Here is a 24569-nt window from a genome sequence, read left to right on the forward strand (position 1 = left end):
GGTCAGTACCTCACTCGGGGGTCGATGAGCGCGGCGATGATGTCCACGATGAAGTTGGTGACGGCCACGATGATGGCCAGCAGCACCACGATGCCTTGTACTGCCACGAAGTCGCGGGCATTGAGGTACTGCACCAGTTGGTACCCAAGGCCCTTCCACTCGAACGTGGTTTCCGTCAGGATGGCACCGCCCAGCATCAACGCGATCTGCAGGCCCATGACGGTGATGACCGGGATCAATGCCGGTTTGTAGGCGTGCTTGGTCACCAGCCTGTACTCGCTGACGCCCCGGGACCGGCCGGCCTCGACGTAGTCCTTGCCGAGGGTACCGATCACGTTGGTGCGCACCAAGCGCAAGAACACCCCGGCGGTCAACAAGCCCAACGCGATGGCAGGGAGAACCGCATGGGCTGCGACATCGCCCAGTGCCGTGAAGTTGCCGCTGCGAATCGCGTCCAGCCAATAGATGCCCGACGGCGCCGCGAGTCCGCCCATGGTCAGTTCCGTCCGGGTTGAAGCACGGCCCGCGACGGGAAACCAACCCAGCCAGACGGAGAAGGTGAGCTTCAGCAGCAGTCCCGAGAAGAAGACGGGTGTCGCGTAGCAAAGGATCGCAAAGAACCGCAGCACGGCGTCGGACGTCTTGTCCCGGTGTTGCGCGGCGATAAGTCCGAACGGAATTCCCACTGCGAGCGCAACGATCAGTGCGTTGATGGACAACTCCAGGGTTGCCGCACCAAAGGTAGTGAGCACCTCGACGACGGGACGCCGGTCCGTGATCGTGGTACCGAAGTTCCCGGTCAGGAGTTGGCCGAGGTATTCGAAGTACTGGACGAGAACGGGCCGGTCGTAGCCGGCGTCATGGATGCGCTGGGCCAAGACGTCCGGAGGAAGCCGGCCTCCTTGTGCCGCGGTGATGGGGTCGCCAATGACCCGCATCAGGAAGAAGACGAGTGTCACGAGGATAAAAACTGTGGGGATGATCAGGAAGAACCTAACCACGATGTATCTGCCAAGCCCTCCTCCGGACCTGGACTTGCTCTTTGGAGCAACGATCCCTGGCTCTGCCTCGGGGACCTCAATAAGTGTTGTCATTGTTACCTGTATTTCCTGCCCGTGGATTGCGCGGGATTTGGCTCATGCGTGCTGCCCACCTTGGTGTTCAGCAAGGAGGCGGGACGTCTGGTGGACGTCCCGCCTTCCTTCCATGGAGAGGCTCGGTTACTTGGAGACAGTTCCGAGGCGGAACTTGAAGGACGGATCCAATGTCTTGTCGACACCGTTCACGCCACTGCCGACAACTGCCACCTGGGCGCCCTGGAGCAGGGGCAGGGTGGAGATGTCCTTAGCCAGTGCGTTCTGGACATCCTTGATGTCGGATTCGCGCTTGGTCTTGTCCGCTTCGGTGAGCTGCTTGGCGATGAGGTCGTTGACCGTGGCGTTGTTGTAGTGGTTCTTGAGGAAGCCGCCCTCCGGGAAGAACGGGGTGAGGTAGTTGTCCGCGTCGCTGAAGTCCGGGAACCAACCGAACTGGAACAGCGGGTACTCGTCGGCGCGGCTGGCCTTGCTGTAGGTCACCCACTCGGTGGATTGCAGGTTGACCTTGAACAGGCCGGACTTCTCCAGCTGTTCCTTCACCATGGCGTATTCGTCGCCGGAGGATCCACCGTAGTGGTCCGGGTTGTACTGGAGGTTCAGTGAGACGGGTTCAGTGATCCCGGCATCTGTCAGGACCTTCTTGGCCTTGTCCAGGCTCGGCTTGCCGGCGTCGCCATAGGCGTCCTTAAAGGACTCGTTGGCTCCCATGAATCCGTTGGGGACGTTCGAGTACAGGGGCAGGTAGGTGCCCTTGTAAACCTGGTCGGCGATGGCCTGGCGGTCAACAAGGTTGGCGATTGCCTGCCGCACGGCAAGTGCTTTGGCGGGATCAGCATCGGTGGCCTTGGTTCCGAACGGCATGGTGTCGAAGTTGAAAGTGATGTAGCGGATTTCGCCACCGGGGCCTGTGAGGACCTTGACTTTGGAATCCTTGCGGAGATCGTCGATGTCCGTCGCGCTGAGGCTGCGGAAGGCAACGTCAATGGCACCTTGCTGGATTTCCAGTTTCAGGTTGGTGGGGCTGGCGTAGTACTTGATAGTGGCGGCGTCGTTCGCCGGCTTGCCAAGGACACCCTTGTAATCGGCAAATGCCTTGAAACTGACCAGCTCGTTCTTTTTGTAGCTGTCGATGGTGTACTGGCCATAGAAGGCGTTGGCCTTGATGATTTCGTCGTCCGAGAGGATCTTGTCTGCCGGGAAGACTTCATCGTCCACGATCGGCGCGGCAGGGCTGCTGAGAATCTGGCTGAACGTTTGGTCATTGGCATTCTTGAGCTTGAACACCACGGTGGTGGCATCCGGTGCGCTCACGCTTTGGATGTTGGTAAGCAAGGACGCCGGACCGGCGGGGTCGTTGATGGCTACCTGGCGATCGAACGAGAATTTGACGTCCTTGGAGTCCAAGGTGTGACCGTTGGCCCACTTGAGCCCCGACTTGAGCTTGACCGTGTACTCGGAAGGGGACGTGAACGACGCCGATTCGGCGAGGTCGGGTACGGGCTCTGCGCTGCCCGGCTTGGAATTGAGGAGGAAGGAGTAGACCTGGTTCATCACCATGAATGAACCGTTGTCGTAGGAGCCTGCCGGGTCAAGGGAGGTGACCTTGTCCGTGGTGCCGTAGGCGATGGGGCCGCCGGCAGCCGGAGCGGATGATGAACCGCCTCCGGAGGGCCCGGTGCATGCCGTCAAGGCGAATGCGGAGATGCCCGCCAGCGCGATAACGCCGTGCAGGGCCTTCTTGTTCAGTGCCATCTGGTGAACCTTCTGTTCGATGGATTGGGCGCGCCGCCGTGGAAAATTTGTGACGGCGGACACTCTTGATCCCACGATTCAACCAGACTTCCTGAGCGGAGAACCCCGGATTTTGTGATTCGAGACATAAAATTTACCTTCCAGTAGCTTTCTTCTTCGTCCGGCAGCCATTGCCCGGCCGCGGAGGCGGGAATATGGTGGTCCCGGGGATCAGTCAAGGGGCGACGGCTTGGACAAGCACATGGATAAGGCAGCACTCTGCGTAGGTATCAATCAGTTCGCCTCCCTGCCGCAGTCGAGCTGGCTACAGGGCTGCGTGAACGATGCCAAGGACCTGGCCGCCGTCCTGGCAGACTCCTACGGCTTCGATGCTTCGGCCATCACTGTTCTCTGCGACGCCCAGGCCACGAAGAAGGCAGTCATGGCGGAGCTGAACAAACTGGTGGACGCGGCGGTCGCCGGCAAAGCCACACACCTCGTTTTCACCTTTTCCAGCCACGGCACCCAAATCCCTGATACTAACGGGGACGAGGACGACAGCCTGGATGAGGCTTTCGCCTGCCATGACATCAACAGCAGCGGGGACGCGTGGGACCCGGACACCGTGATCTCGGATGATGAACTCTCAGCCGTTTTTGCCCGCCTGCCCGAAGGTGTCCTCATGGACGTCGTCCTGGACACCTGCCACAGCGGCACGGGGCTTAAGTCCCTGGACTTGCTACCTGGCAGGCGGCCACGTTTCCTCCCCGCACCGACGCCGGAAGCTGCCATAGCGAACGAAGACAAGGAGCTCCGAAGCCTGCGCGACCTGGTCAAAGCCGCCAAGCTATCAACTCCCGTCCTGATGGCGGCCTGTCGATCCGACCAAACGGCCGCCGACGCGTTGATCGAGGGCCGCTATAACGGCGCCTTCACCTACAACTTCCTGAAGACACTCCGATCCGACGGGGGGTTGGGGCGGGCCGAAATCCTCAAGCTGGTCAGCAAAGGCCTGAAGGCCGGCGGCTTTGACCAAGTGGCGCAACTGGAAGCCCCCAAAGCAGCCCGCAAGGCCGCATGGGGAAAGTGAGAGTTCGGGCATGAATCGCCTAGTCACCGGTGCCGTGAAACCTGTTTCGCACGCCCGCTGAGGCGGCCAGCTCGGCGTCGTGCTGTTGGTCGGAACCGAACAACTTGCCTTGGCGCTCCCGGTCCATAACGGGCTTCAGCGCGGCATACACAAGCCGCCCACCGGCGTCGAACCGCAAAAGTCCTCCACCCCGAATGTCTACGTAGTCCCTTGTGGTCCTCAACCCGAGGCGGACGTTCGCTTCCCGCCGGCTCATCCGCACCGTCTGGATGAACGAAGCCCCAATTTCGGAAATGACGAACCCGTCCGGGGACACGCGCTCCGATGTCCGGACGCGCGTGGAGCTCAGTGGAGTCCGTCGTTCCAGCCGTGCCGCGTCAAGGAGCCTCGGGTTTTCCCAGACGAAGCGCTGCACTTCCTGGGGGTCCGAGCCCAGGGCCGATAGGCGGATGGGATAGCGGAGCCCCTGGTAGTTCTCAACGCCGCTGATGTTGTCCCTGGACACCCTCCGGATGCCGATTGCGGAGAATTCCGCTTGAAGAGCGTCGCGGTACCCGTGGATGTCCTCCGGGACCATGTCCAGGTCGGCTGCGATGATGCCCCGCAGGAGATCACGCCAGGACACATCAACCGGCGGCATGTAGGACAGTCCCCGGATAACCATCCGCAGGACCCGGGTTGCCACGATGGAGCCGGATTCGGCTTTTTGCCGGAGGCTTTGCCCGTCTCCCAGTCTGGCATTCCTTTCGACCCAGAGCCGCTGGACGGCGCGGAGCACGGCGCCCACCACCACGGCACCGCGTGCATGAGGTTCGCACAGCTCCTGCCAGTGGTCGGGGACGACGCCCACGAACGGCTCACGCAGCGGCCCCCGGGCGAACAGGTCGCGGGCGAAATCGAAAAGCGATCGCATCATGACCACGTCGTCGACCACCTGCCCGGCTCCGAAACCGGCTCGAGCTGCTTCAAGCTGGCGGTAGACGACGTCCCGCGAAGAAAAGACCGAAAGGATAGCCACGAGGTCAGCCAGGGCCTCGTGCATCGCCAGCTGCTCCATGGTGGCCAGCTCATCGGCCCAGGCGGGACGGAACCCGTCCAGGATCGCGTGCGTCACCTCGTGGGCCACGATGTCCCTGTAGAGGGCCGTCGGAACCTTGTATCCCATCCGGTCCACCGAGCCGAAGCGGATGATGTTGCTTCCACGCTGATATCCGGTATCCGTGGCTGTGACCAGGTCGCGGGCTTTGAGGACCACGCGCCCCTCCGGGTTCCAAGGCATACGCCGTCCCAGGGTGCTTTCAAAGATGTCCAGGGTGCTCATCGCCACCCCGTACACATGTTGGGCCAGGAAGCGGGTGTCATCCAGCAGCTCCCGCAGACCGTGCGGCGGCGGCTCGTCGACCAACTGCCAGGGGTCTCCCTGCCTGGTAAGCGTCACCGGGGATACGTTGGTACCGCGCCACTTCCGGATGTGGATCGCGTAGCGGTGCCCGGTGGGTCCGCGCCTCAGCCGTTCCACAGGGATCCGTACCTGCGCCGTCTCCGGGGCAGTACCGTCCGCTCCAATTGGCCCCTCAGCCAGGACGGTCACCGTGACCATTTGCCCGGCTTTGATATCTCCCGGGCCCTTCTTTGGAAATGCCACAGTCATCGCCATCCCGGATGCGGACCCCACATACCGCAGCGGAAACGCTGCTTAGCCCAGTATGGAGGCCGGCCAATCCGGTGGCAATGGCCCTTTAGAGTGCCGCGCGCTGGAGGGAGCGGGCGGCGTCGATGGTTGCCTGGCCCAGTACCCTGCTCCCCTGGTAGAGCACGACTGTCTGGCCCGGCGCAACCCCACGCAAGGGATCCGTCAGGGTAACCACGAGCTCAGCCCGCTCAATGCCGGAGTCGTCGGTCACTGCTTCCACGCGTGCAACTGCCGGCACGGGATCACCGTGGGCGCGGACCTGGGCGTAGCAATCGAACTCCGCACCGGTAGCAACCTCGGAAATGGGCAGGCCCGCCCACGAAACCTTGATGCCGCGAATCTCATCGATGGCCAGGAGCGCTTCGGGACCAACCACCACTTTGTTTTCCTTGGGACGGATCTCCAGGACAAACCGGGGCTTGCCATCGGCAGCGGGAGTCCCGAGCTTCAGGCCACGACGCTGGCCCACCGTGAAGGCATTGGCACCGGGATGCTCCCCGACTTTGGCGCCGGTTTCATCGACGATATCGCCGGTGGTCATCTCGATCTTTTCGGCCAACCAGCCACGCGTGTCGCCGTCGGAAATGAAGCAGATGTCGTGGCTGTCCGGCTTGTTTGCCACGGACAGGCCCCGGCGTTCAGCTTCGGCGCGGACCTCCGCCTTGGACGGCGTATCAGCGAGCGGGAACATGGAGTGCTTGAGCTGCTCGTGGGTCAGGACACCCAGAACGTAGCTCTGGTCCTTTGCCCAGTCAGCGGCACGATGGAGTTCGCGGTTACCGTCGGCGTCTTCGATGACCTTGGCATAGTGGCCGGTGCACACAGCATCAAAACCCAGAGCAATGGCCTTCTCCAGCAATGCGGCGAACTTGATGCGCTCGTTGCAGCGCATGCACGGATTGGGCGTGCGCCCGGCGGCGTACTCATCGATGAAGTCCTGGACCACATCTTCCTTGAAACGCTCCGAGAAGTCCCACACGTAGTACGGGATGCCCAGGACGTCGCAAGCACGCCAAGCGTCACGGGAATCCTCGATGGTGCAGCAACCGCGGCTTCCGGTGCGGAGGGTCCCCGGCATGCGCGACAACGCGAGGTGGACCCCGACGACGTCGTGACCCGCTTCGACGGCGCGGGCGGCTGCCACGGCGGAGTCGACTCCGCCGCTCATTGCTGCAAGTACTCGCATGCTGGCTTTCTGTGTGTTTGGGGCTGCCCTGTGTCCGGCCCGGAACGGCCAGTGTGCCCGTCCATTCTAGCTCGCGGTAGCCGGAGTGTGCTAAATGCCTTGACCACTCCTACTCGTAATTCTAAAATGAGAACAACTGATTTTAGAATCGAGCTGACATGGCTACAGGACGAATGGTCATATCCGGCGGCGGCCTTGCCGGTGCCACTGCCGCAAGGACCCTGCGGGACGAAGGTTTCGATGGTCCCATCACACTGCTCGGCGCCGAGAACCGTATCCCCTACCTCCGCCCTCCCCTCTCCAAGGAGTTCCTCCTCGGAAAGGCGGGCGAAGATTCCGTGCCGGTGGTTCCCGCCGGCTGGTACCAGGAGAACGGCGTCGAACTCCTGCTTGGCAGCGCCGCGGTGGAGCTCGATCCGTCCAACCGTCGGATAGAGCTGCAAGGTGGCCGCAATCTGGAATACGCCAAACTGCTCATCGCCACCGGCGCCCGCCCCAGGACCCTCCCCCTGCCCGGCTCGGACCTGGCGGGCGTCATGACCTTCCGGACCTTCGAGGACAGCCTGCGGCTGCAAAGCCTTCTCAGAGACGGCGGCAGGAAAGTGGTCATGATCGGATCCGGCTGGATCGGCATGGAATTGGCGGCGGCAGCCCGCACGTACGGCAATGACGTCACGCTCCTCGGGCTGGAGGATATTCCGCTGAGTGCCGCCATTGGACCGGAATTGGGTCGCTACTTCCATCGCCTTCACCAGGATCACGGTGTGACCTTCAGGCTTCCGGCGAGCGCGGCGGGAATCGAGGGACGCGACGGAACAGTGGAAGCAGTGGTCACGGACAGCGGCGAAAGGCTCCCGGCCGACGTCGTCATCGTTGCCGTCGGCGTCGTCCCGGATACCGCGCTCGCCGAGACAGCCGGCCTGGCCGTCCGCAACGGGGTCCTGGTGGACAGCGCCCTCCGCACCAGTGCCCCGGACGTCCTCGCCGCAGGAGATGTGGCCAACGCCCTCCATCCGTTCACCGGCGAACACCACCGCAGCGAACACTGGTCCAACGCACTCAACGGCGGCAAGACCGCGGCGAGGTCGATGCTTGGCCAGGACGCCACGTTTGATGCTGTGCCCTACTTCTATACCGACCAGTTCGAGGCGAGCATGGAATACTCAGGCTTCCCTTCACTGGCATCCGGCCTTTCTCCCGTCATTCGCGGCACCGTGGCTGACGGCAGCTTCATCGCTTTCTGGGTCAACGACGGATGCGTGGTTGCAGGCATGAGCCTCAACCAACGCCGTGTCCAGAAGGCGATCAAGGCCCTCATTACGGGCAGGGTACGCGTTGGCCTGGATCGGCTGACCGATCCGGCAGTCCCCCTCGAGGAACTTCTGCCCACCCCGTAACGGGGCGGAACTGCCCACGCCTTGGCGGCGCGCAACAGCTCAGGCCTGGTGTTGCCTGGCTACCGTCGCCGCCGTTTGAATGCTGGACTCGTGACCGGCCATCCCGGCCTGACGTGCCCGTGCACAGGCCTCCGGCAGGGCCTTGAGGAGTGCGTCGACGTCGGCATCCGTAGAGCTGTGGCCCAGGGTAAACCGCTGTGCCCCGCGGGCCGTGTCCTCATCCAAACCCATGGCAAGGAGGACATGCGAAGGACGCGGCACTCCCGCGGTGCATGCCGATCCCGTGGACGACTCCACGCCGGCCAGGTCAAGGAGGAAGAGCAGCGAATCCCCTTCACATCCCGGGAACGTGAAGTGGGCGTTGCCGGGCAAGCGGCCAGCGCCCGGCGCTCCCCGCAGTACGGCATCGGGAACCGCCGCCAGGACGCCGTCGATCAGGCGGTCGCGCAGGCCAGCCAGCCGCTCCTGCTCTTGGGCCAAATGGGCGGTGACTGCTTCGGCGGCCGCAGCGAACGCAGCGATGGCCGGCGTGTCCAGGGTTCCCGAACGTACGTCCCGCTCCTGGCCGCCACCATGCTGAACCGGAGTCAAGGTCACGGCCCTGCCCAGGAACAACGCGCCCACGCCCACTGGTCCGCCGAGCTTGTGACCTGAGACGGACATTGCAGACAGGCCCGATCCCCGGAAGTCGACGGGAACAGAACCGAATGCCTGGACGGCGTCCGAATGCACCGGGATTCCGTGGGGCTTTGCCAGCCCCACCACCTCAGCTACCGGCTGGATGGTCCCGACCTCATTGTTGGCCCACATCACGGTAATCAAGGCGATCGAATCAGGGTCACGTTCGATCTCGCGCTGGAGAACATCCAACCGGACGGCGCCTTCACTGTCCACGGGAAGCCATACGACATCGGCCGCCTCGTGGCGCTCAAGCCACTCAACAGTGTCCATGACGGCGTGATGTTCGACGGCGGAGCAGAGGATGCGGGTCCGGCGCGGATTTTCGTCACGGCGGGCCCAGAACAGGCCTTTGACAGCCAGGTTGTCCGCTTCAGTTCCACCCGAAGTGAAGATCACTTCCGATGGATGGGCGCCGGCTGCGGCAGCCAACGTCTCGCGGGCATCCTCCACCGCGCGGCGTGCACGACGGCCCGCGCCGTGAAGCGAGGACGGATTGCCTGTTCGCGCCAGCTCACGCGTCATGACGGCGAGCGCTTCAGCCGAAAGGGGCGTGGTGGCAGCGTGATCGAGGTATACAGGCACCTTGCAATTCTACCGGGCCGCGTCGTGGCCGGAGTCGTCAATGTGGCGGGTGATCCTGGCGCAGCAATGTCCGGGCCCTGTGTCTCCCACCACCGTTGACGGGTCGGCACCGGACGTCACCGCCACACCCCGCAGGAAGGCCCCGTTCATGGGGCAAACCACCTCTGAGTGGTCCCGGGAGAGTCGATGGAAGGGGCAGTTGAGCAGCCGGTACCCGCCGGCGTCGTCGGGCGTTGGCTGGTAGCCGCAGTCGGCGAGTGCGCCAATGAAGTCACCCGATCGACCGGCCTCCCTGCCGGAGGCATCGGCCACATCGAGAAGGGCATGTGAGACCGGAACTCCCTCCGCCGCGGAGTGGGCAATCGCGGAAGCCATGAGGTGGCCGGCAAGGTCGTAGCTCCGCTGCGGAACCGAGGCGCCGACTTCATCGAGTGTGGGCCTGTAGAGCTTGGCGGGCCGCCCGGACCCGGGACCGGTTTTACCTCCCGGCCTTTTGAACTCTGCGCGAAGAAGCCCGTCGTCCACCAGCCGGTCCAGATGGAAGGACGCCGTGCTTCGCGATAGTCCAAGGGCCGTGGCAGCCTGGTCCCGGCCAACGGCTTCACCCGATGCCAGCACGTACTGGTACAGCGCCCGGCGGTTCTCCTCCCCCAAGGAGGCTACGGCGGCGATTTTTCGGATCCAGGGGAAGTCGGTTGCGCCCATGGGAACAGCTTATCTCTAAAAGTAGATTCATTGATTTAAGAATCCTGCGGTTCTAAAATCAAGGTATCTATTTTTAGAAAGGATGAGTCATGGAAACCTCAACAACAGCAATGCCGCGGGCCACATTTCGCCGCAATCCCGACCGGCAGGCGTTCATCCTGCTACGGACCGTCTTTACGGTCGCACCCGTGGTTTTCGGCCTCGACAAGTTCACCAACCTCCTGACGGAGTGGACCCACTACCTCGCTCCCGTTGCCACGGCCGTGGTACCGGTGCCTGCGCAAGTCTTCATGTATGGGGTGGGCGTGGTGGAGGTAGTCGCCGGGTTCCTGGTCGCTGTGCGTCCGCGCGTAGGCTCTTTGATGGTTGCCGCCTGGCTGCTCGGCATCATCGTCAACCTTTTGGTCCTTGGCGCGTTCTTCGATGTTGCGCTGAGGGATTTCGGCCTCCTCATAGGAGCATTGGCGCTGAACCGCCTCGCCACAGCCCGAGCACCGCAAGGCTAGGACCCAGCCGGGCAAGCCGCTCAGGACGGGGGAACCACTGCCAGCTTGGAAACCATCTCCGCCCGCGCGCTCGCGAGCGCTCCTGGATTCGGACAAGCGAGGGAGATGTACACCGAGGACGCCGGCGCACTGAACAGCCTTGCCAGCACCAGCGCCGCGGTCCCTCCGGGAGATGAGGAGTCCAGGGCGAGGAACTCTACACTGTGCTGCGGTTTGTCAGCGTCTCCTCCCCATCGAAGTGAGGCGGGCTTCAGAGTCTCGGCGGCGATCCCGGGATCCAGGTATTGGAACAAGGCCCTGGTTGAAGCGTTGTCGTCGCCTGGGACCACCAGAGGGCCCTGGTTGACGCTAACCCGGATTGCCAACGCGCATCCATCAGTCCTTTGGTACCGGACTTCGCCCTGCAGGCCCGAATGAACCAGTGACCACCCGGGCACCTCCTCCATCCGGCTGGAGACCGTCACAGGATCCCCCGAAGCCAAGGTGCTTCCTGCAGTCATGGGAAGGTCCTTGGCAGCCACGGCCTCCGCATCGTGCCCGGGCGTAATGGTGGGGGTCGAAAGCGTGGACTCCGACGGCGAGGGCTTCGGCGCTTCCGGATCCGGGACGTTGACGCTGCAAGAGGCCAACAGGACACCTACGGCGGCGATGGCAGCCGACCCGGCCAACCGCCGTCGAACATTCCCTGACACTGTCGCTCAAGCCCCTTCCGGCTTTCCCGGCCCCGGCCCGCGGCCCTGACGCGATCGAGTCTATCCGGCTACCGCTCAGGCGAGGACGCGCAAGCCGCCAGGCACCACTTCCACATCGACAGGCAATTCGCCCAGCCTCTCGCCGTCGGCATAAGCAACGACACCAGCAGCCTCCAGCCGCACCTGCCTCACCCTACGTATCTGTACTGCCGGGTGGTCGGTATGGTTTCCCGCAAACACCTTGGGGAACACAGCCAGGAAGCGCAGCCTGGAAAGCGGCCGCACCACGAACAGGTCCAACCATCCATCGTCAGGGGCGGCTTCCGGGGTGATCCTCATCCCGCCACCGATCGATTGCCCGTTGGCCACGGAGATCAACAACGCCCGCTGCCTCCACTGCCGGCCGTCTGCAGTCACCCGATATTCGATCGGACCGAAGGAGACAAGCTCACGCAGCATCGCCAGGTTGTATCGGTTCTTTCCCCGCGGCCAACGCCAGGAATTGGCCCGTTCATTGACTGCTGCATCGAATCCCGCTGAGAGCACCCCTGCAAAGCAGGTGGTACGACCCTCCACGGTGACCCGTCCGACGTCGATCTTCCGCCCATCGAACGCCAGCGCGGCCAGCGCCTGCCTACACGCGGCGGTGGTGTCATGGAGGGGCAGGTTCAACAAGCGCGCCACGTCATTGCCGGTACCGCTGGGGACGATACCCAATGGAATGTCCTTGCCAGCAAGGGCATTGACGCCCAGGTGGACCATGCCATCGCCTCCCACCACCACCAACGCAGCCACACCCGTCCCGCCCAGCGCGCGGTCCACCATGTCAGCCAGGGCGCCATAATCTTCAGCTTCGAGCACGACGACGTCCCAGCCTGCGGCGCGGAAACACCCTGCGGCCTGGTGCCCGGCATGGCGGGTACGGCCGAAGGAAGCAGCAGGATTTATTGCCAGGACAATATGTCCCGATGCGCCGGAGGAAGGGACGGGAAGGGCGGGTGACGTCACAGCCTGCATTATGCCAGCCGGGAACCACGCACCCTCCTGCACTCGTTCACCACGTAGCTGGATAAACTTGCCAGTGCCGCGCCTGTCTTGCGCGGACCGTCATAAGAGAAGGGCCCGTGCTTGGCCGAGGGCAGCAGTTCGCACTATCAGGTTCTCCGTGTCTCCGTCACGGCAACGGACAAGGAGATCAAAGTGGCCTACCGCAAGGCCGCCCGCAAGGCACACCCCGATCACGGCGGAGAAGCGGAAATGTTCCGGCGGGTGACCTTGGCCTACGAGACATTGATCGATCCACAGCGCAGGGCAGAATATGACCGCCGCTATGCCAGCGGAGCGTCGGGTGTCAGCCAGCCGCGGCCAGGCGATTACACGGGCGCGTCCGCTCCGGGTCCGACCACCAACATCAAACGGCCCCAAGCCCAACGAAACACAGCCGGCGATCCCCCGGTCTACGTCCCCGGCTTTGAGGACCCCAACGAGGTTCCCCTTATCTCCGCGGCAGAGGCGGCCCGGCAAGTCCACGGCATACCCCGCAAACGCGGCATCTTTGGCGCCGAAGCGCGCATCCAGCGCGAGATGCGAACGGTCCAGCTCATCAGCAGGCAAGTCCTGACCGCTATCCCCGCCGCCCGCCTGATCAACGGTCTCCGGTCGCCGTCGGACAACAACCACATCGACCACGCTGTCCTGTCGGGCTACCGGCTTGCCCTGGTGGGCTCCATGCTGCTGCCCAAAGGCGCCTATGCGTGGGACGGACAATCGCTGCGGCATGGCGGACGTTCCGTTGCTCCCCCGCAACTGGCTCACATCGTCCGCCATATGCAGGAGATCTTCCCTGAACTGAACGTCACCGGCTGGGTGGTCCTGCACAGTCCGGACGGGAACCTCCACGAACCGGTCATCGACCAGTACGGCAAGGGCCAGTCCACCCACAACCCGGTGGAAGTGGTCAATGGCGCCGGTCTGGCTCGGGGCTTGAAGCAGTTCCTCAGCTCCGGCCCCGCACCCAACACCGTTGTAGTCCCGGTGTTGGCACGCCTCCTCCGCGGGATGCACTAAGCCCAATCAGTAGCTCCTCCGGGCCCCTGACTAAGATGGGACAGTGTTCCGCATCCTTTTCCACACTCCAGAAATCCCGGGCAATACGGGCAACGCTATCCGCCTGGCGGCCATCACCGGGGCTGAGCTCCATTTGGTGGAGCCCTTGGGTTTCGACTTCTCCGACGCCAAGCTGCGCCGCGCCGGCCTCGATTACCACGACCTGGCTGTCGTGACTGTCCACAAGGACATCGACGCCGCGTGGTCGGCCCTGCAGCCGGAGCGCGTCTTCGCCTACACCGCCGACGGCGAAACGTCCTACACGGACATCAGCTACCGCGAAGGGGACGTCCTGATGTTCGGCCCCGAGTCCGTGGGCTTGCCGGAATGGCTCAAGCAGGATCCCCACGTCACCGCACGTGTACGCCTGCCCATGAAGCCTTCCCTCCGCTCACTGAACCTGGCCAACGCGGCCTCGATCGCAGTCTTCGAGGCCTGGCGGCAAAACGGATTCGCGGGCGCCAAACTCTAGCCCATCCAAGGACCCCACAGCACCGAATACCTTATGCAGGGACAACCCCTGGCCCGGATATTCATTGAGGGAGCCTACGTGAGCGTGCAGCAGACCAGCGTGATGGCAGCAAGGCACCGTCCCGCCGCGCCCACAACACCAGCGGCTCATGCTGCGCGATTCAAACGGGACAACATATGCTGGACGGTGATGGACATCCCCAACAAACCCTCCGTTCCGGTGGTCGAGCCGGCCGATACTGCGACAGACCTGAACTCGCAGCTCACCGGCCTGCTCAACCTTGTGGCCGCAGGAGACCAGCAGGCCTTCGCAGAGTTCTACCGTCTCACTTCGCGGAGGGTATTCGGCATGGCCAAGCGGGTCCTGATTGACCCGGACCTCAGCGAAGACGCCACCCAGGAAGTCTTCATCCAGGTATGGGAAGGCGCAGCAAAGTTTGACCGTGCCGCAGGAACTCCGCTGGCCTGGCTCATGACCATCGCGCATCGTCGCGCCATTGATCGGGTGCGTTCCGTGCAGTCCGCAACGGACCGTGAGGCCAAATACGGCGCAGCCAGCTTGGACCCGGACAGGGACGTGGTGGCAGAGGAAGCGGACAGCAACCTCGAAGCCGAGGCCGTCAGCCGATGCCTTGGCACCTTGACTGACACCCAGCGCGAGTCGGTCCGGCTCGCCTACTACGGCGGCCTGACCTACAGGGAAGTGGCCGAGCACCTTGGCGCCGCCGTTCCCACGATCAAGTCCCGCATCCGCGACGGACTGCTGCGCCTGAAGACCTGCCTGGGGGTGGGTTCCTTTGAGTGAGAACACTGGTGGAGGCTTTATCCGCAGAATGTTTGCCAACGACATTGCTACCGACCTCGCCGAGGGCCGGGTCCTCGAATTGGCTGAGATCTATGCCCTGGACGCCGTCAGTGACGATGAACGGGCCATGATCGATGAGTACGTCAAGGACGCGCCGGAAGCTCCCGAATTCCTGGAGCGGGTCCGTGAAGCCCGCGAGACCCTTGCGGTCAGCTTTGCGCCCGAGGAAGAGCCGCCTGCCGGACTTTTCGGGAACATCATGGACCGCATCACCAAGGACGCTGCCACGGAGCCCGTCTCCGCGCCCGCAGCGCCTGCGGTGGCCGGGCCCGCCGTCGACGATCTCGCGGCCGCCAGGGCAAAGCGCGAAGAACGCCGCAATGGTGGCGCGCGCCGATGGATCGTAGGAGCGGCAGCCGCCGCGGCGCTTGCCCTGGGTGGGATTGGTGTGGGGTCTTATGTCTCCGCCCAGAATGATCCCGTCAACCAGGTCCTCCAGGCACAGGATGTCCAGAAGCAGTCTGCAGCGGTTCCCGGCGGCGGCACAGCCACCATCTCGGCGTCCTCGGCCAAGGACTCCTTTGTGGTCCTGATGAATGGCGTAGCACCTGCACCCGAGGGCAAGGTCTATCAGCTGTGGACGCTCCCAAAGGACGGATCCGCCCCCGTGCCCCAAGGCACCATGGACGCCCAGACGCTCTCAAAGCCAGCCGTTGTGAAGGGCCTCTCCTCGGCTTCCTCGGTCGCGATTACCGTGGAACCGGCAGGCGGGTCAAAAGCACCCACCACAGCCCCCGTGCTCGTAGTGGCGTTGTCTGCTTGAGCGCTGACGCGCTGATTTAACGCCCGACGGCGGCCGCCCCACCAACAAGGGGCGGCCGCCGTCGGCGTCTTAATGCGTTCCGGAAGCTATAACACCAGCGACAGCAGCATCACGAAGCCGAATCCAACCACGGAAATCAAGGTCTCCATGACCGACCACGTCTTGAACGTTTGCCCGACAGTGAGGCCGAACAGTTCCTTGACCAACCAGAATCCGGCGTCGTTGACATGCGAGAGGAACAGCGAGCCGGCGCCGATCGCCAACGCAAGCAGAGCTGCATGGGTTGGGCTCAGGCTGCTGGCGAGAGGCGCGACGATACCGGCTGCCGTGACCGTGGCGACCGTTGCCGAACCAGTGGCCAGGCGGAGGGCCACAGCGACAATGAAGCCCAGCACCAGGACCGACATGTTGGCCCCTTCTGCCCACTTCTTGACGGCGTCTCCCACTCCGGCACCGATGAGCGTCTGCTTGAAACCGCCGCCTGCACCCACAATGAGGAGGATGGCTGCGATGGGGCCAAGGCTCTCCCCCAGTTTGGCCGTGATCCTGGTTCCGGTGAATCCCACGGCGTAGCCGAAGGTAACGATTGCCAGGAGCACTGCAAGGGTCATGGCTACCAGCGGCTGGCCGACGAAGTCGAAGAAGATCCTGATGCCGGGCGCAGTTGCGGCGTCCGGCCAAATGATGCCACCCAAGGCCTTCAGGAGCATCAGGACAACCGGGAAGATGATGGTCAGCAGAGTCACGCCAAAGGAAGGCGGGCGCTTGACGTCGCTCAGGTCCGCCGTGTGCTGGGTGTCAATGCCACCAGCAACGGCCGGAGCGTCCACGGGGACCCAACGGGCTGCAAGGCGTGAGAAGAGGGGACCACAGATGATTACGGTGGGGATCGCCACCAAAATGCCCAGGCCCAGCGTTGTTCCGAGCTCCGCTTTCACTGCGCTGATGGCAATGAGCGGTCCCGGGTGCGGTGGCACCAGGCCGTGAAGCACCGACAGGCCGGCAAGGGCCGGGATGGCGATGCGCATCAGCTTCATCTTGGATCGCTGGGTGACCAGCACGATGACCGGCAGCAGCAGGACGAGCCCGATCTCGAAGAACATGGGCAGGCCGATGATGACGGCAACCAGGGTGATCATCCAGACCAGCTTGTTACCGCTGGCCTTGGCCAGCAACGTATCAACAACCCGGTTGGCACCGCCGGAATCGGCGAGCAACTTCCCGAGCATGGCGCCAAGGGCAATCAGCAGACCGACTTCCTTCAGGACACCGCCCACGCCGTCCTCGAAGTTGGTGATGACCTTCCCCAGCTCCACCCCTGACGCCAGCCCAACAAAGGCTGAGCCCAGGACAAGTGAAAGGAACGGGTGCATTTTGAGCTTTGCGATCAGCACCACGATCAGGGCGATTCCCAGCGCCGCAACTACCAGGAGCTGGGTGTCGTGCGCGGTCCATTGCTGCACTTCCGTCGCAGCTTCCAGGGCCTTCACGAGGCGCTCGTTCCGGTACTGGCGCCCGCGGGGCGAAGACCAAGCCGCTCGATGACTTCGTCAGCTTCCTCGGCCGGCGAGGCGGAAACGCACAGCGAGATGTAGTTCTCGTCGTCGGTGGGTTCCTCCAGTGCGTCAAACTGCGATTCCAGAAGCGAGGGCGGCATGAAGTGCCCGTGCCTGGAAGCCAGGCGGTCAGAAATCTTGTCCTTGCTTCCTTGCAGGAATACGAACACCACGCCTTCGCCGCGAAGAACGTCGCGGTACTTCTTTTTCAGTGCCGAGCACGTAATGATTGCCGGGGTTCCGGCGTCCGTGCGCTGACGGATCCAGTCCGAAATAATGTCCAGCCAGGGCCAACGGTCCTCATCAGTGAGGGCGAGCCCCGACTGCATCTTGGCGACGTTGGCTTCGGGATGAAGGTCGTCGCCCTCGGCGAGATCCCATCCCAGCTTCCCGGCGAGAACACCGGCCACAGTCGATTTGCCGGAACCGGAGACTCCCATAATCACCAGTACGGGTTGTTGCGCAGTCTTCGCCATCAAAGTCTGCCTTCCTCGAATAAATATGATTTAACCGAGATCAAGCATATGACACGGGTTACATCCCGGCAATATCAGAAGCCTGCTATGGTGCTGGATCCATTGACGGACACCACATGGAAGCCCTCGGCGCTGGTCCCCTCCGGCAGTCTGGCACGCTGTCCGTTAGCGACCATCAGGCCGCGGACCACCCTCTCCATCGCCTCGACATCCGGATGCTGGCTCGCGTGGACCCGGATGGCGTCGAGCTTGGCGGAAACGTGGGCCGAGACATCCACGAAGTGGTTCTCCCGGGCCTCCGGGCTCGAGATAAACCAGAGCCACGGCAGCTTGTAGGCCTCGAGCCCGACCTCCGCCAGTTCCGGATAAGCGAAGGGATTCTCCACCGCCGGATACACGGCCCGGGTCACCGCTTCCCCTGCCGCAAGGTGGTCGGGGTGGCTCTTCTGGAGGCGGTCCCAGTTCCGCTCCGGATGCATGGTCAAGACGATGTCCGGCCGGATCTCACGGATCAGCTTCACCACCTGCTTGATGACGCCGTGAGTCGGTTCAAGGTAGCCGTCGCGCTCGTGAAGGTAATGGATGTCAGTGACACCAACCAAAGCAGCGGCCCGCTTCTGCTCCTCGGCCCGCAACTCGATGATGCGTTCCCGGTCCACAGGATCGAATCCACCGGCATCGCCGTCGGTCATGATGCAGTAGCTGACCTCGACACCGGCTGCCGTCCAGGCTGCGATGGTGCCCGCAGCGCCAAAATCGATGTCGTCAGGATGGGCGGTAAAACAAAGCACCCGCTCGACACGCTCCGTGGAGGCATCGAACGGGCTCTTTGCTGACGGGACGTCAGTAGGCAAAGCGATCAGCCTTTCCGCTTCTTGATTTCTGCGGTTGCCTGCGGAAGGACCTTGAAAAGGTCACCGATGATGCCATAATCCGCGATCTCGAACACCGGAGACTCGGCGTCCTTGTTGATGGCAACGATGACCTTGGAGGTCTGCATTCCGGCCTTCTGCTGGATGGCCCCGGATATGCCGGCGGAGATGTACAGCTGCGGAGACACCGTGACACCGGTCTGGCCGACCTGGGCATCGTGACCGATCCAGCCGGCGTCGGTGGCGGCACGGGATGCACCCACCGCGGCACCCAAAGCATCTGCAAGCTCTTCAAGTGGACCGAAGTCCCCGTCCACGCCGCGTCCGCCGGCAACAACGATCCTGGCTTCGCTGAGGTCCGGCCGCCCACTGACCGGCTTTTCGGTGCGGGCCGCGATGCGGGCAGAGTTCGCTGCTGCATCGGCCGGTACATCCACCGTGGTGGTCGTCGGGACAGCGGTAGCACCAACCGGAGCCGGCTCAACGTTATTGGCCTTCACCGACAACACCGTGACCGGCGTCGTGGCCTTGGCAGTGGTGGTGTAGGAACCGGCCAGCACAGACTTGTGCGCAGTGCCGTCAGCTTCGACGCCCACGACATCCGTGATAACACCTGCGCTGAGTTTGATGCCGAGCCGGCCCGCAATTTCCTTGCCCTCTGGCGAGTTGTCGAGAAGCACTGCGGTGGCTCCCGAAGCGTCGACGGCTGCCGCAAGGTAAGCGGCCTTCGGCCCAACAAGGTATTCGTCAAGGTTCGCCAGCGACGGCTGGTACACCGCAGAGGCACCGTAGGCACCCAAGGTGGCCGCGACGTCGTCGGTCAGTTCACCGGTAATTGCGACGGCGGTCTCCCCCAGCGAACGGGCGATGGTCAGGAGCTCCAGGCTGCTCTTCTTGAGAGCCGCTCCCGGGTTGTCAATGAAAACAAGTGCATTTGCCATGGTTGGGATCCCCTTAGAGCAGCTTCTGTGCGGCCAGGAAGTCGACCAGCTTGATGCCGGCGTCGCCTTCGTCTGTGATGATGGTGCCTGCGGTCCGGGGTGGACGCGCATCCGCCGATTCCACCACTGTCCAGGAGCCGGCCAGGCCGACCTGGGAGGGATCCAGCCCAATATCGGACAGCGTCAGGGAAGCGATCTTCTTTTTCTTGGCCGCCAGGATTCCCTTGAAGTTGGGGTACCGGGGCTCGTTGATCTGGTCGGTGACCGAAACGACGGCCGGAAGGCCCGCTTCGACAGTCTCCGAAAAGTGGCCGGCGTCACGGCGTGCGCGGACCTGACCGCCCGAAACCTCCAGGCTCGACGCGAAGGTCACCTGTGGGTACGACAACCGCTCGGCCAGCTGCGCCGGAACAAGCGAGGTCTCGCCATCGGTCGATGCCATGCCCGTCAGGACAAGGTCCACCGGACGGCCGTCAGCCGAAAGGTGCTCAATGGCGGCGGCAAGGGCAAGCGACGTAGCCGCCGCATCCGAGCCGGCCAGCGCTTCGTCACTCAGGTGGACGCCCGAATACGCTCCGATCTGGAGGGATTTCTTGACGGCATTAACGGCTCCCGAAGGACCCATGCTCAAGGCAATGACCTCGTTGCCGGCTTTGGGGCCGCCACGCTCTTCAGCGAGCTGCAGCGCGGCCTCGAGGGCGTACTCATCCAGTTCGGACAGGATGCTCTCGTCACGGTCGGTTGTGTTGTCTGGGCCGGTGATGTGCCGGTCGAACTGCGCGTCCGGGACGTGCTTGACCAGAACGACAATCTTCAATGTCTCTTCCACTGTCTTCGAAGCAGCCTTCCATGCTTGTGGACGGCCAAACGCAGAAGCGTGGCCGTGAATTGCCCAGCGCGTGGGCTCGTCCTAGCTAAGCATATTGCCCACGGAATTCCACTCCCAGCGTTAACCCCTGTTTCGGGCCAAACGGCCGGGTGCAACGACGAAGCGGGCAACACCGAAGGGTGCGGCCCGCCGTCGTACTTGGCTTTTCCTGCTGTTGCTGCGCGCTTACTGCTGGGCAGCCGCGTCGAGGGTAACTTCAACCTCCTGCGACTGGCCGCCGCGGAGGATGGTCACCTTCACCTTGGCGCCCGCCGGCTGCTCCCGGACCGCTGCCGTGAGCTGGTTGGGGTCGCTGACCGCGTAGTCCCCGAACTTGGTAACGACGTCGCCCACTTTCAGCCCGGCCTTCGCGGCGGCGGAGCCCGACGTCACCGAAGCAACCTCGGCACCGACCGAGAAGCTCGAGTCACTGCCCGTGGAGGACTTGGCCCGCACCGAGACGCCGAACTGGCCGTGGCTGGCCTTGCCGGTATCGATAATCTCCTGGGCCACGCGCTTGGCATGGTTGATCGGGATGCTGAAGCCCACGCCGATGTTGCCGCTGGAAGAACTGGAGGTGCCGCTGCCGGCGGAAGCGATCGCGACGTTCACGCCAATGATTTCACCCTTGCTGTTGACCAGGGCGCCGCCGGAGTTACCCGGGTTGATCGCGGCGTCAGTCTGGATCACGTTGATGGAGATGGATCCCTCATTCGCCGTGGACTGGCTCTGGCCACCGCCTGGAGGGGCGAATTGGAAGCCCTGTCCGCCGCCTTGGGAATTGTCCGTGCCCTCCTTCGGCGCGGCCGACGAAGCCACGCTGATGGTGCGGTTCAGGGTCGAAACGATGCCGTCCGTGACAGTCCCGGTCAGGCCCAGCGGCGAACCGATCGCGACGGCGGTGTCCCCCACGTTGATCTTGGAAGAGTCACCCAACGCCGCCGGAACCAGGCCCGAGGCGTCGTCCACCTTGATGACGGCCAGATCTGACAGAGGATCTGTGCCTACGACCGTGGCTTTGAGCACCTTGCCATCGCTGGTCCGTACCTCGATCGCCGCGTTGGACGTCGCTCCGTCCAAGGTGACCACGTGGGTGTTGGTCAGGATGTGGCCCTTGTCATCGAGGATGATGCCGGAGCCCGTACCGCCTTCGTTGCCACTGGTTGCCTTGATGGTCACCACGCTGGGCGAGGCCTTGGCGGCTGCTGCGGTGATGACGTTGACGTCGTCCTTGTTGTTCACGATGACCGTGCTGGACTGGCTGCCCGTCGAGGCCGCAGGTGAGGTGTTGTTGTCCCACAACGCGTTGCTTCCAGCCACCACGCCGCCGCCAATCAAGCCAGCGGCGAGCATGCTCGCGACCAGGGTCCCGACGCCGAAAGCCGGCTTGCGTTTGGTAGTGACCGCGGTCGACTGTCCAGGTGTGTGCTGCGATCCAGGTCCCTGATGGGGTCCCTGGGCGTTGCTGAAATGCGAGCCCGGGTTGTTGGCCTGTCCCCCGCCGTAGAACGGCTGCTGCGAGGGGTACGCAGGACGCTGCGTTGGGGCTTGGTGCTGCGCACCGGGCTGAGCCCCTTGGGCCGGGCCCTGTTGGGCGCCGTAGTAGTGGGGGTTCGGCGCCGTCGGCTGGTGCTGTCCGGCCGGCGGCTGATGCTGTCCGGCTGGCGGCTGATATGCCGGAATGGGAGTTGTTGGTTGTGCTCCGCCCTGGCCTGAAGTCCAGGCAGGCTGCTGCTGGGTAGCGTTGGCATCGTTGTGCTCGCCCGAAGTGGCCCGTGGCTCAGACGGCTCACGGTTCTCTGGGGCGGTGCCCTGCGCTGGGTTCTCCGTCATGGGTCTTCCTTTCGTCCTCGTCTTCATCAACTATGTACCCATTCACTGGAACAAAAGCGGACGTTCGCTGGGAGCTTCCTGAAAGGGCAGGGCGAGCGGTGCAGGGGTTCCTTGGATTGCCCTAAACGTGCCAACAGCCACGCTTTCTCCTATATTTCGCTGGTGGCATATTCACCGCTGTGGACGGGCTATGGGGTGCACCATAGAATCAAGAGGAATTGCCACAGCGACCTGCGGCTTTACACCATGCGTGGGGGCGCTGAGCATTCTGTGACGATTGGTACGCCTTGTTCCAGTCGCAGACGTGCTGAAGGGTTGCACATGCGGTCAATATTTAAACGCGTACTCGCTGTCGTTGGCGTGGCTGGAGTGTTGGCCTTCCCGGCCGGCGCGGCTTTTGCTGCCGATCCCGTAACGATACCGTCGGGGCAGAACATCGTGGATGATGCGAATCTCCTGGGCAGCCGCAAGGGTGAAGTCCAGGACGCAATTCAAAAGACACTTAAGGACCACAAGTACAACCTGTACGTGGTGACGGTGGACTCGTTCACGAATCCTTCCGATCCCAAAGCCTGGACACAGGCCGTAGCTACGGCCAAGAAGATGGGCAAAGCAGACGCCGTTCTGGCCATCTCTGCAGCAGGTCAGTACAACTTCGTGGTGAACTCTGCGAGTTCGATCGCCTCCAAGCAGGCCAACATCACTCAGAACGCTGTGACGGCCAACCTGGCAGGTGGCAAGAAGGACTATGCCCAGGCCGCGATTGATACTGCAGCCGCTATCGGCGATGCAGCCGGCGGCGGCAGCGGAACTGTGCCCAGCGGCAACGCAGGTGTCGGCGTCCTGGTTGGCGTCGGCGCCGTTGCTGCTGGTGGCGCAGGAACCTACCTCTACCTCCGGAACCGCCGCAAGAAGGCCGGCACCAAGGCAGTCAGTGCAAGTTACGGTCCGCAGGGCGAACAGCTTGACCCGTTGGCTGGCCTGAGCATCCCCGAGTTGAGGCAGAAGAGCGGTTCGCTGTTGATTGAAGCCGATGATGCCATCAAGTCGAGCGAGCAGGAACTCGGCTTCGCGCAGGCACAGTATGGCGATTCCGCAATCGGCAACTTCACCAAGGCCCTGGAAGAGGCCAAGAACCACATGACCGAGTCGTTCAAGCTGCAGCAGCAGCTCGACGACCATATCCCGGACACCGAAGAGCAGCAGCGGACCTGGCTTGGAGAGATCATTCGCCGGTCCGAGGCCGCCTTGGCATCACTCCGCGACCAAAAGGCGGATTTCGACTCCCTGCGCGAGCTGGAAAAGACCGCGCCGCAGGCTCTGGCAGCCGTCTCGGCAGGGGCCAAGGACGCTGACGCCAGGATCGCCAGCGCGGAGCAATCCCTTGAAGGACTTCGTGCCAAGTACGCCGAAACCGCTTTGACCCAGGTTTCGGACAACATTCTCCAGGCCAAGGAGCGCCTCGCGTTTGTACAGAACGCCGCTTCCACCGCACAGGAGAAACTGGCTGCAGGTGAGAACAGCATGGCGGCGGTGGCCGTCCGCGCTGCCGAGGAGAGCCTGCACCAGACGAACATCCTGATCGAAGCAATATCCAAGACTGCGGGAAGCCTGGATGAAGCCCGCGCGTCGCTTGACGGCGCCGTGGCAGAGACCAGCCAGGACCTTGCCCAGGCACGTGCGATGATCCAGTCCGGTGCACACCCCGAGCTGGCCGGCCCGGTGGCTGGCGTGGAATCTGCCTTGGCGCAGGTCAAAGCAGAGATTCAGGGCGGCAAGATCGATCCCATCGCCACGCTCAGCCGCGTTGAGTCGGCCCATCAGGTCCTGGACCAGTCGTTGACGGGTATCCGGGACCAGCAGGAACAGGCCCGGCGCGCCCAGGCCTCGCTGCAGCAAACCATCATGGCGGCACAGGCCCAAATCAGCGCTACCTCGGACTACATCACCGCTCGACGCGGCGGCGTAGGCACAGAAGCCCGTACCCGACTGGCCGAAGCACAGCGAAACCTCGACTACGCCTTGTCCATCTCCCGCAATGATCCCGTAACGGCCCTGACCTACGCCCAGCAGGCACACTCCCTCGCCGCGCAGGCAGCTCAGCTCGCACAGTCCGACGTTGACCAGTTCGGCTACGCAGACCAAGGTTACGGTCGTGGTGGAATGTTCGGCGGCGGCGGAGGCGGCGGTGGTGGCCTCGGCGGCGCCATCCTCGGCGGAATCCTCATCAACTCCATCCTCAACGGCGGCGGGGGTGGCTGGGGTGGTGGCCACAACGACGGCGGGGGCGGCGGAGGCTTCTTCGGCGGCGACTCGGGCGGTGGCGACTTCGGTGGCGGTGGCGGCGACTTCGGTGGCGGCGATTCCGGCAGCTTCTAGACCTACAAACTAAGCGGGGTCCGTGCCCCGAATAGCAGCGGTACAACAACTGATCACTGATTTCAGTGGGCATTCACTG

22 protein-coding genes are annotated in these 24569 nt (G+C 63.4%); 8 read left to right on the forward strand and 14 right to left on the reverse strand.

Annotated elements, in window-relative coordinates; genetic code table 11:
* Positions 1–2: 2 nt before the first annotated feature.
* Both LRQ04_RS13340 and LRQ04_RS13345 read right to left on the reverse strand, forming a co-directional pair.
* Positions 3–1094 carry an ABC transporter permease gene (locus tag LRQ04_RS13340; protein ID WP_235520623.1) on the reverse strand — a complete coding sequence of 364 codons (1092 nt, stop codon included), beginning with the start codon at positions 1092–1094 and terminating at the stop codon, positions 3–5.
* A 126-nt stretch (positions 1095–1220) separates the two neighbouring features.
* Positions 1221–2849, reverse strand: coding sequence for an ABC transporter substrate-binding protein (locus tag LRQ04_RS13345; protein WP_235520624.1), 1629 nt, complete (start codon positions 2847–2849; stop codon positions 1221–1223).
* Between the two features lie 241 nt (positions 2850–3090).
* Here LRQ04_RS13345 and LRQ04_RS13350 point away from each other — a divergent pair, with 241 nt between their 5' ends.
* Positions 3091–3918 carry a caspase family protein gene (locus LRQ04_RS13350; RefSeq protein WP_235520625.1) on the forward strand — a complete coding sequence of 276 codons (828 nt, stop codon included), beginning with the start codon at positions 3091–3093 and terminating at the stop codon, positions 3916–3918.
* A gap of 19 nt (positions 3919–3937) precedes the next feature.
* Here the strand turns inward: LRQ04_RS13350 and LRQ04_RS13355 are convergent, their stop codons facing one another.
* A complete protein-coding gene (locus LRQ04_RS13355; protein ID WP_235520626.1) occupies positions 3938–5563 on the reverse strand; it encodes a hypothetical protein in 1626 nt (541 codons plus the stop codon).
* A gap of 94 nt (positions 5564–5657) precedes the next feature.
* Entirely contained in the window at positions 5658–6779 is a 1122-nt protein-coding gene (gene mnmA, locus LRQ04_RS13360) for a tRNA 2-thiouridine(34) synthase MnmA (RefSeq protein WP_235520696.1), read from the reverse strand.
* Positions 6780–6955: 176 nt separating this feature from the next.
* Here mnmA and LRQ04_RS13365 point away from each other — a divergent pair, with 176 nt between their 5' ends.
* Positions 6956–8194, forward strand: coding sequence for an NAD(P)/FAD-dependent oxidoreductase (locus LRQ04_RS13365; RefSeq protein WP_235520627.1), 1239 nt, complete (start codon positions 6956–6958; stop codon positions 8192–8194).
* 39 nt (positions 8195–8233) lie between these two features.
* Here the strand turns inward: LRQ04_RS13365 and LRQ04_RS13370 are convergent, their stop codons facing one another.
* Together LRQ04_RS13370 and LRQ04_RS13375 are read right to left on the reverse strand one after the other, a co-directional pair.
* Positions 8234–9457 (reverse strand): cysteine desulfurase family protein, encoded by a 1224-nt coding sequence (locus tag LRQ04_RS13370; protein ID WP_235520628.1) that lies wholly within the window; start codon positions 9455–9457, stop codon positions 8234–8236.
* A 9-nt stretch (positions 9458–9466) separates the two neighbouring features.
* Entirely contained in the window at positions 9467–10162 is a 696-nt protein-coding gene (locus LRQ04_RS13375) for a metalloregulator ArsR/SmtB family transcription factor (protein ID WP_235520629.1), read from the reverse strand.
* Positions 10163–10251: 89 nt separating this feature from the next.
* On the opposite strand from LRQ04_RS13375, the gene LRQ04_RS13380 reads away from it, so the two are divergent.
* Entirely contained in the window at positions 10252–10668 is a 417-nt protein-coding gene (locus LRQ04_RS13380) for a hypothetical protein (protein WP_235520630.1), read from the forward strand.
* Positions 10669–10688: 20 nt separating this feature from the next.
* Here LRQ04_RS13380 and LRQ04_RS13385 read toward each other — a convergent pair whose 3' ends face one another.
* Positions 10689–11360 (reverse strand): hypothetical protein, encoded by a 672-nt coding sequence (locus LRQ04_RS13385; RefSeq protein WP_235520631.1) that lies wholly within the window; start codon positions 11358–11360, stop codon positions 10689–10691.
* Positions 11361–11435: 75 nt separating this feature from the next.
* Positions 11436–12377: a diacylglycerol kinase family protein gene (locus tag LRQ04_RS13390; RefSeq protein ID WP_374198942.1), complete on the reverse strand. Its 942-nt coding sequence runs from the start codon at positions 12375–12377 to the stop codon at positions 11436–11438.
* Positions 12378–12488: 111 nt separating this feature from the next.
* Here LRQ04_RS13390 and LRQ04_RS13395 point away from each other — a divergent pair, with 111 nt between their 5' ends.
* The 4 genes from LRQ04_RS13395 to LRQ04_RS13410 all read left to right on the forward strand — a co-directional run bounded on the left by LRQ04_RS13395 (position 12489) and on the right by LRQ04_RS13410 (position 15565).
* Complete coding sequence (locus tag LRQ04_RS13395) at positions 12489–13427, forward strand: J domain-containing protein (protein WP_235520633.1); 939 nt, start codon at positions 12489–12491, stop codon at positions 13425–13427.
* Between the two features lie 43 nt (positions 13428–13470).
* Positions 13471–13938: a tRNA (cytidine(34)-2'-O)-methyltransferase gene (locus tag LRQ04_RS13400; RefSeq protein ID WP_211714220.1), complete on the forward strand. Its 468-nt coding sequence runs from the start codon at positions 13471–13473 to the stop codon at positions 13936–13938.
* 78 nt (positions 13939–14016) lie between these two features.
* Complete coding sequence (gene sigK / locus LRQ04_RS13405; protein WP_374111521.1) at positions 14017–14742, forward strand: ECF RNA polymerase sigma factor SigK; 726 nt, start codon at positions 14017–14019, stop codon at positions 14740–14742.
* Positions 14735–15565: an anti-sigma factor domain-containing protein gene (locus LRQ04_RS13410; protein ID WP_235520635.1), complete on the forward strand. Its 831-nt coding sequence runs from the start codon at positions 14735–14737 to the stop codon at positions 15563–15565. The genes sigK and LRQ04_RS13410 overlap by 8 nt, the downstream gene beginning before the upstream one ends.
* An 86-nt stretch (positions 15566–15651) precedes the next feature.
* Here the strand turns inward: LRQ04_RS13410 and LRQ04_RS13415 are convergent, their stop codons facing one another.
* The 6 genes from LRQ04_RS13415 to LRQ04_RS13440 all read right to left on the reverse strand — a co-directional run bounded on the left by LRQ04_RS13415 (position 15652) and on the right by LRQ04_RS13440 (position 22111).
* Positions 15652–17055 (reverse strand): gluconate:H+ symporter, encoded by a 1404-nt coding sequence (locus tag LRQ04_RS13415; RefSeq protein ID WP_235520636.1) that lies wholly within the window; start codon positions 17053–17055, stop codon positions 15652–15654.
* The gene (locus LRQ04_RS13420) at positions 17052–17597 is read right to left on the reverse strand and encodes a gluconokinase (RefSeq protein ID WP_235520637.1); all 546 of its coding nucleotides are present in this window, start codon (positions 17595–17597) and stop codon (positions 17052–17054) included. The genes LRQ04_RS13415 and LRQ04_RS13420 overlap by 4 nt, the downstream gene beginning before the upstream one ends.
* Positions 17598–17671: 74 nt before the next feature.
* The gene (locus LRQ04_RS13425) at positions 17672–18451 is read right to left on the reverse strand and encodes a PIG-L deacetylase family protein (protein WP_235520638.1); all 780 of its coding nucleotides are present in this window, start codon (positions 18449–18451) and stop codon (positions 17672–17674) included.
* Positions 18452–18456: 5 nt separating this feature from the next.
* Complete coding sequence (locus LRQ04_RS13430; protein ID WP_235520639.1) at positions 18457–19410, reverse strand: electron transfer flavoprotein subunit alpha/FixB family protein; 954 nt, start codon at positions 19408–19410, stop codon at positions 18457–18459.
* A 13-nt stretch (positions 19411–19423) separates the two neighbouring features.
* Positions 19424–20227: an electron transfer flavoprotein subunit beta/FixA family protein gene (locus tag LRQ04_RS13435; protein WP_235520640.1), complete on the reverse strand. Its 804-nt coding sequence runs from the start codon at positions 20225–20227 to the stop codon at positions 19424–19426.
* A gap of 237 nt (positions 20228–20464) precedes the next feature.
* Positions 20465–22111, reverse strand: coding sequence for a S1C family serine protease (locus tag LRQ04_RS13440; RefSeq protein WP_235520641.1), 1647 nt, complete (start codon positions 22109–22111; stop codon positions 20465–20467).
* A 321-nt stretch (positions 22112–22432) separates the two neighbouring features.
* Between LRQ04_RS13440 and LRQ04_RS13445 the strand changes: the two genes are divergently transcribed.
* A complete protein-coding gene (locus LRQ04_RS13445) occupies positions 22433–24490 on the forward strand; it encodes a TPM domain-containing protein (RefSeq protein WP_235520642.1) in 2058 nt (685 codons plus the stop codon).
* The last annotated feature ends 79 nt before the right edge of the window (positions 24491–24569 follow it).

Source organism: Paenarthrobacter sp. AR 02, from assembly GCF_021538675.1.
Lineage (GTDB): Bacteria > Actinomycetota > Actinomycetes > Actinomycetales > Micrococcaceae > Arthrobacter.

Coding starts and splice junctions, on each gene's coding strand:
- LRQ04_RS13350 (WP_235520625.1), top strand. CDS start 3,091: ATGGATAAGGCAGCACTCTGCGTAGGTATCAATCAGTTCGCCTCCCTG.
- LRQ04_RS13375 (WP_235520629.1), bottom strand. CDS start 10,162: ATGGGCGCAACCGACTTCCCCTGGATCCGAAAAATCGCCGCCGTAGCC.
- LRQ04_RS13390 (WP_374198942.1), bottom strand. CDS start 12,377: ATGCAGGCTGTGACGTCACCCGCCCTTCCCGTCCCTTCCTCCGGCGCA.
- LRQ04_RS13345 (WP_235520624.1), bottom strand. CDS start 2,849: ATGGCACTGAACAAGAAGGCCCTGCACGGCGTTATCGCGCTGGCGGGC.
- LRQ04_RS13365 (WP_235520627.1), top strand. CDS start 6,956: ATGGCTACAGGACGAATGGTCATATCCGGCGGCGGCCTTGCCGGTGCC.
- LRQ04_RS13430 (WP_235520639.1), bottom strand. CDS start 19,410: ATGGCAAATGCACTTGTTTTCATTGACAACCCGGGAGCGGCTCTCAAG.
- LRQ04_RS13380 (WP_235520630.1), top strand. CDS start 10,252: ATGGAAACCTCAACAACAGCAATGCCGCGGGCCACATTTCGCCGCAAT.
- LRQ04_RS13445 (WP_235520642.1), top strand. CDS start 22,433: ATGCGGTCAATATTTAAACGCGTACTCGCTGTCGTTGGCGTGGCTGGA.
- mnmA (WP_235520696.1), bottom strand. CDS start 6,779: ATGAGCGGCGGAGTCGACTCCGCCGTGGCAGCCGCCCGCGCCGTCGAA.
- LRQ04_RS13440 (WP_235520641.1), bottom strand. CDS start 22,111: ATGACGGAGAACCCAGCGCAGGGCACCGCCCCAGAGAACCGTGAGCCG.
- LRQ04_RS13340 (WP_235520623.1), bottom strand. CDS start 1,094: ATGACAACACTTATTGAGGTCCCCGAGGCAGAGCCAGGGATCGTTGCT.
- LRQ04_RS13420 (WP_235520637.1), bottom strand. CDS start 17,597: ATGGCGAAGACTGCGCAACAACCCGTACTGGTGATTATGGGAGTCTCC.